The sequence below is a fragment of the Halomonas sp. A3H3 genome, from assembly GCF_000982975.1.
GTDB classification, from domain to species: Bacteria; Pseudomonadota; Gammaproteobacteria; order Pseudomonadales; family Halomonadaceae; genus Vreelandella; species Vreelandella titanicae.
This window is the reverse complement of sequence record NZ_HG423343.1, coordinates 133539-146812: the sequence shown is the minus strand read 5'-3', so window position 1 is coordinate 146812 and position 13274 is coordinate 133539. Positions and strand designations below refer to the sequence as shown.

Below are 13274 nucleotides of genomic sequence, written 5' to 3'. Positions count from 1 at the left end.
GCTCTCTTAGCCTTTACTGGCTAAACATTAATACCAGTTGCGAAAGCATCGGTAGGGTGGCGATCAAAAAGCCAACCCCCGCCAGTGTGTAGCCTGGCCAGCGCCGGGTCATCTTCTGCGCCAAGGTTAGGCCCACTAAGCACACCACCATACCGATTAAATTAAACGCCAGCGTGGCGGCTTCTAGCCATTGTTGCGGATCCATTGGATCTCCCTAGCTCTAATGCCATTGAGCACATGATAGCAAAGCATTGATGAACCGAAGATTAACTGCGGCTGAGGGTGGTGCCTAACAGGTGCTGGGCGCCAGGCACTAGCCAGACTGGGTCTAGGCGTGTATTGGCGGCTTCAACGCAGATAAAATGTCGTGCTACGTCGACGGGCGTGTCGCTGGGAAGGTCGTTGTTGGGGTGCCACACTACCGTGGAGTCGCTGGACTGCTTGCCGATGCGCAGGCTGCGCTCACCATCGTTGAGCAGCACAGCTTCATTGGTGTGATAAATGCGGTCAACGGCGCCTTGAACGGCCAACGTGCCTTGCTGTTCGCTCTCCGCAAAGTCGCGCAGTTTGTCAAGATAGCGCGCGCCGGAAAGGCCTTCCAGACGACACTGGTGGGTATCGGCAACGGCTAAATAGGTATGCAGCGCACCGCTGGTTTTAATCGGCGTTTCGCCGATGTTTTCGCTAATCAGCTCAACGTTCAAGCGCTGGGCGTTGGCTTGTACCACCAGGCGCGCGGTAAGCAGTGTATGTAGGGGCTGTGCTGGAGAGAGGTGGAGCTCAATTCCCTCGGCGTGCTCATCAACAGCGTCTAGACGCCACTCAGCATGGCGTGCAAGGCCATGGAAAGGGCCGTTGTGGTTGGGGCTCTCATCGGAATAGCGCTCGTCGGCAAACCACGGCCAGCAGAGCGGAATACCACCCCGGATAGCGCCTGGCAGCGCCTGGGGCGTAGGCGTCAGCCATAACCAGCCGGTATCACCAGCAGGGCAGAAGTGCAGCACTTGAGCGCCCTGGAGACTAACCACCAACTCGCCCCAAGGCATATTGAAAAGCACCACGTCGCGGCCTTCCCACTGTGTCGTTTGCTGTCCTTGAGTGCTTTTAATCAGTTGATTGAGCGAGTCGGGGATCATGAATTTTCCTTTAAGAGTTGCCAAGCATCGATACCGAATAGGCGCCGAACACTAACGCTGTGTGCTATGGTAGAACAAGCGTGACTCTAAGGTAAAACGCGTAACTGCAACCCGTAATCGAGATAGTAAGGAGACTATATGGGCTTTATTGCATGGTTAATCATTGGTGGCCTGGCTGGTTGGATTGCTGGCAACATCATGCGCGGCGGCGGTTTTGGCATCCTGGGTAACATCGGTGTCGGTATCGTTGGTGCGGTTATAGGTGGTTTTTTGTTTAGCCTTCTGGGCCTCTCGTCCGGTGGCTTTATCGGTTCGCTGGTCACCGCGATCGTGGGTGCCGTGGTGCTTCTTTGGGTAATCAGTAAGGTTAAAAAAGCGTAGCGATTGAGTTGCTACCTGTATGTCACCGCCCGGCCTTTTGCCGGGCGGTGTCGTTTTATGCATACCGAGGCCTAAGGCTATCGGTGTTCGCACCACTTTCCGTTACACTAGGCAGCTTTACTTCCGGCTATTTGCTGGTGTTATTGTGCTTTTTCGAGGTGCCTCTTGATCGACGTGTTAAATGCCTGGTGGGCCCAACAGCTGGTGCTGTGTGATTGGGCGTTTACTCCTCATCCGCTGGCGGTCGATGCAGGAGCGGCAGAGCAGCGCCTGCTACAACTGGGCATTACCAATCGAGGCGAGCTGGCCGAACAGCTCTTCCACGGGCTGGGGGCTCCCGCAGGTAGCGCTGACCGTTTGCTAGGCGCTTTGGAATGGGCCGCGTTGGCGGGAGCGGCTGGCTGGTTAGAGGCTGATCAAGCCCGTCATTGGGCGCATCACCTAACTCGCCGCATCACCAGTGATTACAGCGACCTACGTGCCTGGCTGGCAGACCTGCGCCGTGCGTTAGGCGCGCGGGGCTGGGAAGTGGGGGCCGATGACCGTTTTATTGACGCTTGCCAAGCGCTGGCCAAGCTTGAAACCGATGGCGAAGGGGTTACCTGGGATACGCTTGAAAATGCCCTGGCTGAACTTCCGGCTCCCGCTTCGCTATGGCCCCAGCAACCTGAAGCGCAGAGCTGGCGGCTATGCGCGCTGTTCCGGCCGGTTATTGTCTATCCCGCCAGACAAGCCGACTGGCCCGAGGCCACCGAGTGGCTGGCCCACGTGTGGGATGTCCATGACCGTGACGCGCTAATAGGCGTGATGCTTTGGCTAGGTGCTCAAGGCGAGCGCCAGCGCTGGGATATCGAAGCACGCGAATTGCTCAGTATGGACAACGCCCAACGCATGGAGTGGCAGCGTAGCGTTGTGGAAGATTCGCCCTATGCGCCGGTGCTGAATAAGTTCGTCACTCAAGGCGAGCCCCTGGAGTGGGCAGCTTGGGATTGGCTGCGGATTGTGGAACTTGCCTGGGCTGGCGCCTGCTGTGGCTTGCTGAGCCAGGAAGAGGCTGATGACTTAGCGGGGCACGCCGCTGATTTACTCAGTCGGCGCTACCACGACTGGTATGCCGTGCTGAATGCGTACGGGCGCGGGCAGAGCCTGTTTGACGGCATTGACCGGCGGGGTAAAACACCCAGCGAGCGGCATCAGTTATTGCTGCACAGCGCCCATAGCCCTTGGAATAGCCCCTGGAAATGTCTCCCAGGGGAGTTATTGGATGAACCTACGCGCAAGGCATCCCAAGCGCGCATTCGGCAGTGGCGCAATACGCCCCATCACTGGTTGTTGGCGCTGGCCAGCGTACGCGAACCGGATGCCATGCTGCGCCAGATAGCCCCCTCCGCGGCGCTGCCGGAAGAGCAGCGTGCCGATGCGGCGCTCTATTTGCAGGAGTCACTTGGCTTACATGCCGATGAAGGCGCTCATGCACTGGCGCGCTACTGGTTACCCGCTCAGGCGCACCATCTTAATCAGTTGGCGGCCGACGCCGTGCATGGCGTTTTGCCCCCCTCGCAAAGCTGGTTTGGTCAGCCGACCCCGGAAGAGCTTAAGCAGCGCAACGCGGTTAAAGGGGTAAGCCGCCATGCGGCGACGATCCATATGGCCGAAAAATTCGCCTTCTATCTGCATATGTCCCTCGACAGCGGCTTATTCGATCGCGCGCCGTTAATGGAGTATGCCAGCGCACTGCGAAGCTGCCTGTGCCGTTTTTATCCCAATGCCAAACGGTTGTTAGAAGCCTGGTTCGCTTGGGAGAGCTGTCTGCCCGAGCCTGAGCACGCCTCGCTGGTGAATGAAATTATTTGGCACATTGAAGATCCTGGCAGTCTGTTTCACTGGTTGGATTGGCGTCACGACGCCTGGCGCGAACCGGGTAGCCGCCCCACCTTAAGTCACTTCACCGCAATGTCGCTGGTGGGCCCGTTGAACAGTGCGGTATGGAGTGAGCCCCAGCCTGAGAGTGCCCGTGAGTGTGCCGAGATTCGCGAGTGGGTGGAGAGCCACTACCACTTGAGCAACGCAGGCGATATGCAGGAGTTTTTGACCTACATGCTCGAATCGGGGGATCGCCAGGAGTATCAGATTAACTACGCGCCCTATACCCTCAATACTGAGCGCTTAAGCGCTGAGATCGCCATTCTTGAATCCGGCGACTGTGCTGAAGATGAACGCCACCACCTGCTTCGCTTACGTCGTGTGCGCGACAACGAAGATGGTTGTAATGAGGTGGATATGGCGGCCTGGGATATTGCCCAGCTGGTCGATTTGGCCATTGCCGCGCGGCAGTTAAACTGGCTGGATAGCGCTGCTTTCGCTAAGGTGTTGGATCGTGCTTACCAACTGGCGGCAGATCACTATGCCGGATGGCAGGAGTACGCCATGGGGATGTACGCAGGCTTCTCGTTTTTTATGGGCGAAACCCCGGAGCGAGAAAGCTTTTTAGCTGGTTTTCGTCAGGCGCTGGTGGCCTGGATATGCGGTGCGCCGGTTTTGGCTGGCCCATGGGTGAGCTTGGATTTTCCAGGCAATAAACCACGCCATTTTGCGCCACTGCATATTGATACCTTACCGGGCGATCAGCGCACATTACATTGATGCTCGCCAAACATATGATAATTAGCTTATAGTCGTGCTTAGAAAAAATGAGTTTTGTCATACCGCCCTCTTATTAATGTCACGAGGTTAATCGCATGGTTGCGTCGCCACGCCCCGCTGTGACCGCTGTCCGTGTCGTAAGTGTCTGTTTTTTAGTTACATTGTTCGCTGGCTGTGCAGGTTCAGCGCGACAAAACAATATTCAGGCCCCCGAGAATTACTTTTCAATGACGTTGCCGGGAATGGGGGCGAACCCGCAAATGTCCCCGGTTGATCCCATCGATGCGCATTTGCGCAGCTTGCAAGTACCGCCGCCAACAGTGGTTCGCGAGGCGCTGATGGCGCAACACCAGCGCTGGGCAGGAACGCCTTACCGAATTGGCGGCACCTCAGAAAGAGGCATCGACTGTTCGGCCTTGGTTCGCAATGTTTACCGTGACACCTTTAATTTAGAGCTTCCGCGCTCCACCCGTGGTCAAGTACACGAGGGACGCCCGATCGACCGCCAAGAGCTGCAGGCGGGCGATCTGGTGTTCTTCCGACCGCCGGGTCGTTATAACCATGTGGGTATCTACGTGGGCGATGGGTATTTTCTCCACGCCTCGACCTCAAAAGGGGTCATTATCTCCAGCCTGAATAATAGTTACTGGCAGCGCTACTACTGGCAGTCACGTCGCGCGCTGGAGCCAACGCATCTGGCCCAGCTGGGTGGCAGCGTTTTCCAGTAGCCAGATCGAACACGTTTTAGGAACGGCATGATTGAAGCCAAATCGCGCGCCTGGTGGCGCGCCACCTTGGCGCTTTGCCTCGGCTCATTTCTTGTTTTTATCAATTTATACGCACCACAGCCGCTGCTGCCGGGGTTAAAGGAGACCTATCAGGTCTCGACCTTAGGTGTCAGCCTGCTCATGTCGGTGTCAACTCTCTCCTTAGCCATTGCGCTGTTGGTCTTTGGGCCACTCTCGGATGCCATTGGTCGCGAAGGCATAATGCGCATTACTCTGCTGCTTGCAGGCGGCTGTTCTATTGCCTTGGCATTCGCCCCCACCTTTGAAAGCTTGCTGTTTTTGCGCCTGGTGCAGGGCTTTGTGCTGGGCGGGCTGCCAGCGGTGGCGATCGCCTGGATGGGCGATGAGTTTGAGAAGCCTGCGCTGTTAAGCGCTGTAGGACTCTATATTGGCGCTAATTCACTTGGCGGAATCAGTGGGCGTATCGTCGGTGGCGGCGCCGCTGAAATTGGCGGCCCCACGGCGGCATTTCTAGCGGTCGGCATTATGACGCTAATTGGCTGTGGAGTGTTTTGGCGCCTGTTGCCCAATAGTCGCGCCTTTACTCCCCAGCGCTTTGAGCTGCGCAAAGCGGCAAGCGATTTAGTCAATCATTTGCGTAACCCGGTGCTACTCGCTGCTTATTGCCTGGGGGGTATCAACTTCCTGATTTTTATCAATCAATACAGCTATATCACCTTTCGGTTGGCGGCAGCGCCGTATCAATTAGCCGCCAGTGGTCTGGGGCTGATTTTTTTGACCTATCTCGGCGGCACCTTCGGTTCGATGATTTCCGGGCATCTGGCCGGGCGGTTTTCTCCCGCGGCATGCATGATGGTGGGGGTCATGATTTTAATGCTGGGCACAGCGATTACCTTAGCGGATTCGCTGCTGCTGATTATCGTCGGTTTAACCGTTAATGCCTTTGGCTTTTTCCTGGCCCATTCGTTGGCCTCCAGCTGGGTAGGGCGCTATGCCCAGGGCGCGCGGGGCAGCGCTTCGGCGCTCTACCTGGTGTTTTATTACGTGGGAGCCAGTTTGGGCGGCTTCTGGCTGGAGCCGTTCTGGCGCTGGGCCGGGTGGTCGGGCGTGAGCGTCGGTTCGTGGTTGCTGCTGAGTATCACGCTGCTAATTGCTTTCGGACTATGGCGCTTTGAGCGTCGCCAAGCGGTTGGCTAACCTTCACCAGTTGCACGCATTGATGCCGAGCGCAGGTTTCCGCGAGGGCGCTGTGAACCCCTCCCTGGGCGCTACTTTCGACATCTGACCGCCAGGGATGGCGGAAATGCCGGAATGGTCGGGAATATTTTTCCGGCCATGTCGAAAGACCCTCGCTTCAACCTGCCCTGGCATCAACTACCATGGCTTCAGCTGCCCTTCGCTTAAGTGCAAGCGCTGTGGGCAAAGCCGTTCCAGTAGGGCGGTGTCGTGGCTAATCACCAGCACGCCAAGCTGGCGTTGTTCGGCCTCTCGTTTTAATGCCTGCCAAAGCTCAACCTGGGTAATGGGGTCGAGCATGGTGGAGATCTCATCGGCGACGAGAAAGCGTACTCCCGGCGCGAGCGCTCGCAACACGCATACCCGCTGCAGCTCTCCCCCCGATAACGACTGAGGGAAGCGCGTCAGCCATTTTGCTTTCACGCCAAACGCTTGGCACTGGGTGTCAGAAGGCGTCCAGGCTTCGCGCAGTATCTTACCTACCCGCCAGCGTGGATTCACCGCTAGCTCCGGCGATTGCGGTAGCCATTGCACAGGCTGCACACCGCTTTTCGGTAGCGCCTCGCCATCCAGGGTGATATCACCTGCCTGGGGCGCTAAGTAGCCCGCCAGCAGTTGGCCTAGCGTCGATTTACCCGCCCCCGAGTCGCCGCTTAACCCTAGCCACTGACCCGCGCACAGCGTTAGCGAAATGTCCTGAAGTAGCGGTACCTTGGGGGCAAAGTGAAAACTCAGCTGGCGTGCTTTAAGCAACGTGCGCCTCCTGTTCACGCCAGCTTATGGCAGTCGTTGCAAAAGCGTTGTCCGGCAGCGCCAGCCACAATGCCTGTGAATAAGCGTTGGTAAGCGAAGCGCCGCTGCCTTGAAAGGCGCAGGCGGGCGCAGTTTCGACCAGCTTGCCGTCACGCATAATGGTGACGCGGTCGGCGATTGGCAGCGCATGGCGCAGGTCGTGGGTAATCAGAATCACGCTTTTGCCCTGGTTGGCCAGTTCGCGCAGCGCATCCAGCACCCGCTGACGCTGGTGGGGGTCAAGGCCTACGCTGGGTTCATCGGCAATCACCAGCTTGGCTTGGCTGACATGGGCCATGGCCGTCAACACGCGCCGGGCCATGCCGCCGGATAGCTCATGGGCATAGGCCTGCTGTGCACGGGCATCTAGCTGATAGTGATCAAGGGCTTGTTGGGAGACGTGCCAAGCATGTGCTGATGGCTGGCCTGCGCGCTGGGCTGCCCAGGTCACCTGGCGCTGAGTACGCACCAGCGGATCTAAGGCGCTTAGCGATTGGGGGATCAGTGCCAGCTCACGGCCGCGAAGCTGGCGTTGGCGTGACGCGTTAAGCGGTTTGCCTTGATAGTAAAGCTGGCCGTTTAAGCGTGCAGGTGTTGGCAGTAAACCCATAATGGCATAAGCCAATAGGCTTTTTCCGGCACCGGAGGCGCCTACCACCGCATGAACCTCACCAGGGAACACCGTGAGTGAAAATTCATCCAGGCAGGTTGCCCAGTCGCGCTTCCACCAGGAGGCATACAGAGGTAGCTGTAGCGATAATTGATCAATTGTTAACACGGCAGGCCTCCCATCAATAGTTTTACAGCCAGTGGTTTTTACAGCCAATTTTTCTGAAAAGCGCTAAAGCGCACGGCGTAGGTGGCTTGAGAGGCGCTCGAAACCCAGTACCATCAGTAACAGCCCCAAGCCGGGAAATACTCCCAGCCACCAGTAACCGCCGCTTAAGTAGCGCATGGCGTCGGCCAGTAACACGCCAATAGCGGGCTGGCTGGGGCTTAAGCCAAAGCCCAAAAAGGTCAATGCGGCTTCGTGGAGAATGGCGTGGGGAAACAGCAGTAACGCGCCGACCAGGCAGTGGGGAATAAGATGGGGGAGCAGGTGGCCGTGGAGCACAAACCAGCGCGATTTACCTAGAGCGCGGGAGATGCGCACATAGGGCGCCTGCCGTAACTGCCATAGTTCGGCGCGCAACACTCGGGCTAGGCTTGGCCAGTGGGTCACCGCAACGGCAATAATCACTGCCTGGGTACCGCCACCCAGGGCAAAAGCGATCAGCATTAATAAAATCAAATGAGGCACGCTAAGCAGCGTATCAATCAGCAGACTCACCAGCGCATCCAGCCGCGCTGACAGCGTGGCTATCGCTGCCAGGCTCAAGGCAATCAGCGTGCTCAGTAGCGCCGCCAAGCAGCCCACCCAGAAGCTTAGTGCCAGCCCCGCCAGAGTGCGCGCCCAGAGTTCACGGCCCAGCGCGTCGGTGCCCAACCAGTGGTCAACGCTGGGCGGTGCCAGGCGGGCGTCAAACTGCATCTGTTGCGGTGAATCACCCAGCAGCCACTGGCTAGCGACTAGTCCCATGACCAGCAGGGCGGTGACACCCAGGCTGAAGGCGGCACGAAGGCGCGGTTGAGCCTGACTCATAAACCACTTGCCTTAATGCGCGGGTCAATAACGCCATACAGGCTATCGGCGATCATATTGCCGACGCTGACAAACAGGGCGGTAAAGAGTGCGATGCCCAGCAGCAGTGGGACGTCACTGCGCAGGCCCGCCGCCACTGTGGCTTGACCTAAGCCGGGGTAGGCAAATACCTGCTCGATTAAAATGGAGCCGCCAAACAGTTCGCCCAGTGAGGCAAACGCTAGCGTAATCGCCGGTACACTGGCGTGGCGAAGACCGTGGCGCCAAGCCACATCAAGACGGCTGGCGCCCTGAGCAAAGGCGTGGGTAGCAACGTCTGAGCGCATTAGTTCAAGCATGCGGGTGCGGGTGTGCAGGGTGATACTGGCGATGCCCAGCAGTGCCAGGGTAGCCACTGGCAGCAGTAAATGGTGCAACCGTGTGGCGAGGGTGACTTCCTGGTTTAACGCCCCGGCGGGGCCTGCGCAGCAGGTGGGTGTCCACCCCAGGGTTACCGAAAATAGCAGCACCGCAAGTATCGCCAGCCAAAAGGCGGGCGTGGAGGCGGTAATAAAGGCGTAGGTGCTGATGATGCTATCCAGCTTGGAGCCCTCTTTGGCACCCGCCACAACACCGAGGCTAAACCCCACCAGCGCAGAGAGCAGCCAGGCACTGCCGAGTAGCGCAATGGAGCGCTGAAAGCGCTGAGCGATTACCTCACTGACCGGCTGGTTGTATACGTGGCTCCAGCCTAAGTCACCACTTACTAACTGGCGCAGCCAGTGGCCAAACTGAACGGCAGCTGACTCATCAAACCCCCAGCGTTGGGCAATCAGTGCGCGCTGCTCTGGGCTCACTTGGGCCATTTGTGGGCCTAGGTAGGCATCAACGGGGTCAATGGGGGAGGCCATCATAAGCCCATACGACACCAGGGCGACGCAGATTAATACCAGCGCCAGGCGAGCCAAGCGCTTGGCGATAGGTGCAATTAGTCGCACGTCCAGCGCCACTCAAGCAGGTTGGCGGTGATCGGCCAGCCATGGCCGTGGGGCGCTACACCTAGATCTCCGACATCTAAGCAGGTATTGGTAAAATAGACATGCTCAAGATTGACCAGCCATGCCCAGCTACTATCGCCGCGTACTCCGTAGCCGGTGGTGCCGTCCCACTGCGCTGCCTGCCACTCGCGGTTGGCTTGCTCAAGGCTAGGCGCCGCCTGGGCGGCGTCCAAGTGAGCGTCGACCTCTGGATTAGCGTAGAAACCGCTGTTGTAGAAACCGTTGCCCGCATGCTGACTGTGGAAGAGGTAGTAAACTTCCTGGGGGCTATGGCTGCCAAAACCGAACATAATGGCATCCTGGTGCAGTGCTTCGCGCTGGATTTCGTCCCAGTGACGGCCGGTGGGTTGTATCTCAATTCCCAGTGGACGAACCATCTCGGCACTGACTTCCGCAAGCAGCTGTCGGGTGGTATCGCTGGAAGGGTAGGTAAGTCGAAAGCTAGCGGGCAGGCCACCTTTATAGCGCAGGCCATCATCGCGTAGCTGCCAGCCTGCGGCGTCGAGTATCTCCTCCGCCCGGTCAAGGTCGGGCGCGGCAAGGCGCTCATCGCTATCGCTCCAGGGGAGGCCGTCCGCCGGGCCAAAGGCGGAGCGCCCATAACCGTGCAGTGCCACTTCCACCAGCGTATCGCGGTCAACCGCAAGGTTGATCGCCTGACGGATAGCAATATCTGCCGTCACATTGTTACCAATCGGCGCGCCGGAGGCGGCGTGTTCGCCATTGGCAGGCTGCATGGGAAACAGAATGCCGCGATTATCGACACTCTCCATAATCACCCGCTGCATATGTGCTGGCACATTGGCCGCCAGGGCAGGAGGAATTGATGCGATATCCACTTGGCCGGCATGGGCGGCACTTAGTGTGGTGTCTTCACCGGTAAAGAGAAATACCAGCCGTCCAAAAGCAGGTGTAGGGCCGTAGAAGTAAGGATTACGTTCCACAATGAGCTGCTCGCCTTCCTGCCACTCGACCAACTGATAGGGCCCAGAACCTAGAGGATGGCGGCCATACTGCTCGCTATAGCCGTTGTCACGTTCGGCGTGGGGCACAATGCCTAGTGTCAGCAACTGGTCGATAAAGGTAATGCGCGGGGCTTTCAGGCGGAGCGAAACAGTGTGCTCATCAAGCGCTGTGGCTACATCAAGCGCGCTAAGATCCGCTCGCCCGCCCGCCTGGGCCGCCGCATTAAAAGTATAAGCCACATCTTCAGCGGTCAGCGGCGTGCCGTCGGCAAAGCGGGCGTCCTCGCGGAGTGTGAGTGTCCAGGTCAGGCGGTCTTCAGAAAGCCGCCACTCAGTGGCCAGCTCTGGCTGCGGCGCAAGATCCTTGCCCCGTGAAAGTAGCGTCGACTGAAACAGTGGATTGCCATACTGCCCCCAGCCCAGCAGTGGGTCGAAACCCTGTTCGGGTTCGCCGCCAATGGCAAGTACCAGCTGTTCTTTTGCCTGCACAGTGGAGGCTACGACTAAACAACTTAGCGCAATACCCAGTAAGATGGGCCGAGTTGGTTTAGTCATCGCTTTATCCTTTATGCTGTTAGCGTCACTAGTATGATGTTTTTACAATAACATCATACTACCGGTGGTGGCAGCGCATGCAAAGTTAATCAGTACAGGGGGCGTGAATGCAGCGTGTAACGGTAACGCTTGATGAGGAGCTGGTGGCAGAAGTGGATGCGTTGATGCGCGAGCGCGGCTATCAAAACCGCTCAGAGGCGATTCGCGATTTGACCCGCAGCGGCTTAAAACAGGCGAGAGAAGAGGCTGCACCTGACTCGCCCTGCATGGGCGCGCTGGTGTATGTCTATGATCATGCCGCTCGGGAGCTGTCCAAGCGTTTAACGCGTCACTCCCATGACCATCATGACCTGACGCTTTCGACTCTGCATGTACATATCAACCATGACAGTTGCCTGGAAGTGGCGCTGCTCAAAGGTCAGGGGCGGGCGCTCAAACAATTTGCTGCTGAAGTCACTTCGTCGCGCAGCGTTCGTCATGGCCAGTTGGTGCTAATACCTGACGAAGAACCTTCTTTTTAAGCATAAAAAAAGGGCAACCCGATAGGGTCGCCCTTTTTGCAGCGGTTACGCGAGCGTCTTAGTGCTCAACGCCGCCTTCGCCGTGCACGTGGCCGTGCTCAACTTCTTCAGCACTCGCTTCACGTACTTCAGCGATCTCAACATCAAAGTTGAGCTGCTGGCCGGCCAGCGGGTGGTTGCCATCGACAACGACCGTATCGCCTTCGACTTTCTTGACGGTCACCATCAGAGGACCGCCTTGAGTCTGGGCTTGGAACTGCATACCCGGCTCAATGCTTTCAACGCCCTGGAACGCGTCGCGGGGTACTTCTTGCATCAGCTGCTCTTGCAGCTCGCCATAACCCTCTTCAGGGGATACGGCAACGTTCAGCTTCTCGCCTGCTGCACGACCTTCCAGCTCTTTTTCAAGACCCGGAATAATGTTACCAGCGCCGTGGAGGTAGGTAAGCGGCTCACGGCCTTCGGAACTGTCTAGCACTTCACCTGCATCGTTGGTCAGGGTGTAGTGAAAAGCGACAACCGAGTTTTGCGCAATTTGCATGGAATAACCTTTCGGTGAGTGCATGTCCCAATATGGTAACGCGTGTGCGCTGGCTTGTCAGGGGGTAGCGACGCTTTTTCCTACTCACCACTTTCGGCGGTATTGCGCGTCAGGGTGACCAGGGATACCCTACAACCATCATTTTTTCCTTTGCCCTATCATTTTTGGAGCATGTAATGACGATCTTGATTATTTGGCTTATCGCTTTTTGCCTGATTGCTTATTTTGTCTATCAGCGCTGGAATAGCGGCGTTAGCGAGGGGTTAGATAAGGTGTTGCCCGATTTTTTGAAAAGCCATGGCGACAATCGCTATCTATGGGTGATTACGCTGGCAGTGTTGGGGGCCACCACCCTGGTGCAACCGGTTGAAATGCTGCTGGTCGTTATCCTGCTTGCCCTGATTGGCTGGGCAATCATGGCGCTGGCTAAATGGGCTGGGAATAAAACCCATCACTAAGCTGTTCGCGATAAACTAAAAAGCCCGATCCTCTCATTTGATGGCCGGGCTTTTTTGATACTTAAGCGCTAGATTAACGCTCTCGATTAATAGGGTGCCACGCTCATGTTGGCGCCATTGCCAATCAAACGCACACGCTGGCCGGCTTGGAACTGGCGATCCGCACGCTGAACGACAACCACGTCGGTACCGTCATCGCGACGAATTTCCATCTCCAGCGCATTAACGCGGTTAGTCGCATCTTCAGCGGCCGTACCTGCCACAGCGCCGCCCAGGGCGCCTGCCACAGTCGCCAACTGACGACCAGAGCCACCGCCGACCTGGCTACCCAGAAGACCGCCGATAACCGCGCCACCGCCGCTACCTAAAAGGCCGCCGGCACGGCTTTCCGCTTGGATCTGCACCGGGCGAACCGCCACGATAGTGCCGTAAGTAACACTTTGACCGGTTTTGGCTTGGCTGCCGCGATAGACATCACCAGAGTAACCAGACGTATTGGCACAGCCTGCCAGCGTGAGAATGCTCAGTGCGACAACAGGTAGAAGAAGACGTTTCATTAAAACCTCCAGAGTGTCTATTTTTATAACTGTCATCCATTGGCCTGTTATCCATATAGCG

At 57.5% G+C, this 13274-nt stretch carries 15 protein-coding genes; 6 read left to right on the top strand and 9 right to left on the bottom strand.

Annotated elements, in window-relative coordinates; translation table 11 throughout:
• Positions 1-13: 13 nt before the first annotated feature.
• Both HALA3H3_RS00605 and HALA3H3_RS00600 read right to left on the bottom strand, forming a co-directional pair.
• Positions 14-205: a hypothetical protein gene (locus HALA3H3_RS00605; RefSeq protein ID WP_022520445.1), complete on the bottom strand. Its 192-nt coding sequence runs from the start codon at positions 203-205 to the stop codon at positions 14-16.
• A 61-nt stretch (positions 206-266) separates the two neighbouring features.
• Entirely contained in the window at positions 267-1136 is an 870-nt protein-coding gene (locus tag HALA3H3_RS00600; RefSeq protein WP_022520444.1) for a D-hexose-6-phosphate mutarotase, read from the bottom strand.
• 138 nt (positions 1137-1274) lie between these two features.
• Between HALA3H3_RS00600 and HALA3H3_RS00595 the strand changes: the two genes are divergently transcribed.
• The 4 genes from HALA3H3_RS00595 (at position 1275) to HALA3H3_RS00580 (ending at position 6106) form a co-directional block, all read left to right on the top strand.
• Positions 1275-1517 carry a GlsB/YeaQ/YmgE family stress response membrane protein gene (locus HALA3H3_RS00595; protein WP_008958536.1) on the top strand — a complete coding sequence of 81 codons (243 nt, stop codon included), beginning with the start codon at positions 1275-1277 and terminating at the stop codon, positions 1515-1517.
• A gap of 165 nt (positions 1518-1682) precedes the next feature.
• Positions 1683-4160, top strand: a complete 2478-nt coding sequence (locus HALA3H3_RS00590; protein ID WP_022520443.1) for a DUF1266 domain-containing protein — start codon at positions 1683-1685, stop codon at positions 4158-4160.
• A gap of 95 nt (positions 4161-4255) precedes the next feature.
• On the top strand, positions 4256-4888 hold the full coding sequence (locus tag HALA3H3_RS00585) for a C40 family peptidase (RefSeq protein WP_009287315.1): 633 nt from the start codon (positions 4256-4258) through the stop codon (positions 4886-4888).
• A gap of 27 nt (positions 4889-4915) precedes the next feature.
• The gene (locus HALA3H3_RS00580; RefSeq protein WP_022520442.1) at positions 4916-6106 is read left to right on the top strand and encodes an MFS transporter; all 1191 of its coding nucleotides are present in this window, start codon (positions 4916-4918) and stop codon (positions 6104-6106) included.
• Between the two features lie 177 nt (positions 6107-6283).
• Here the strand turns inward: HALA3H3_RS00580 and HALA3H3_RS00575 are convergent, their stop codons facing one another.
• From HALA3H3_RS00575 to HALA3H3_RS00555, 5 genes are all read right to left on the bottom strand, one after another.
• Positions 6284-6898, bottom strand: coding sequence for an ABC transporter ATP-binding protein (locus HALA3H3_RS00575; protein WP_022520441.1), 615 nt, complete (start codon positions 6896-6898; stop codon positions 6284-6286).
• Positions 6891-7715: an ATP-binding cassette domain-containing protein gene (locus HALA3H3_RS00570; RefSeq protein ID WP_022520440.1), complete on the bottom strand. Its 825-nt coding sequence runs from the start codon at positions 7713-7715 to the stop codon at positions 6891-6893. The genes HALA3H3_RS00575 and HALA3H3_RS00570 overlap by 8 nt, the downstream gene beginning before the upstream one ends.
• Positions 7716-7778: 63 nt before the next feature.
• Complete coding sequence (locus HALA3H3_RS00565; RefSeq protein ID WP_009287317.1) at positions 7779-8579, bottom strand: ABC transporter permease; 801 nt, start codon at positions 8577-8579, stop codon at positions 7779-7781.
• The gene (locus tag HALA3H3_RS00560) at positions 8576-9556 is read right to left on the bottom strand and encodes an ABC transporter permease (RefSeq protein WP_022520439.1); all 981 of its coding nucleotides are present in this window, start codon (positions 9554-9556) and stop codon (positions 8576-8578) included. Before HALA3H3_RS00560 ends, HALA3H3_RS00565 begins: the two co-directional genes overlap by 4 nt.
• Entirely contained in the window at positions 9547-11136 is a 1590-nt protein-coding gene (locus tag HALA3H3_RS00555; protein ID WP_022520438.1) for an ABC transporter substrate-binding protein, read from the bottom strand. Before HALA3H3_RS00555 ends, HALA3H3_RS00560 begins: the two co-directional genes overlap by 10 nt.
• Before the next feature lie 107 nt (positions 11137-11243).
• Here HALA3H3_RS00555 and nikR point away from each other — a divergent pair, with 107 nt between their 5' ends.
• Positions 11244-11657, top strand: coding sequence for a nickel-responsive transcriptional regulator NikR (gene nikR / locus HALA3H3_RS00550; RefSeq protein ID WP_022520437.1), 414 nt, complete (start codon positions 11244-11246; stop codon positions 11655-11657).
• Between the two features lie 58 nt (positions 11658-11715).
• Here the strand turns inward: nikR and HALA3H3_RS00545 are convergent, their stop codons facing one another.
• Positions 11716-12198, bottom strand: a complete 483-nt coding sequence (locus HALA3H3_RS00545) for an FKBP-type peptidyl-prolyl cis-trans isomerase (RefSeq protein WP_022520436.1) — start codon at positions 12196-12198, stop codon at positions 11716-11718.
• 176 nt (positions 12199-12374) lie between these two features.
• Between HALA3H3_RS00545 and HALA3H3_RS00540 the strand changes: the two genes are divergently transcribed.
• On the top strand, positions 12375-12656 hold the full coding sequence (locus HALA3H3_RS00540; RefSeq protein WP_022520435.1) for a hypothetical protein: 282 nt from the start codon (positions 12375-12377) through the stop codon (positions 12654-12656).
• An 86-nt stretch (positions 12657-12742) separates the two neighbouring features.
• Here the strand turns inward: HALA3H3_RS00540 and HALA3H3_RS00535 are convergent, their stop codons facing one another.
• Positions 12743-13213, bottom strand: coding sequence for an outer membrane lipoprotein (locus tag HALA3H3_RS00535; protein WP_022520434.1), 471 nt, complete (start codon positions 13211-13213; stop codon positions 12743-12745).
• Positions 13214-13274: the final 61 nt, after the last annotated feature.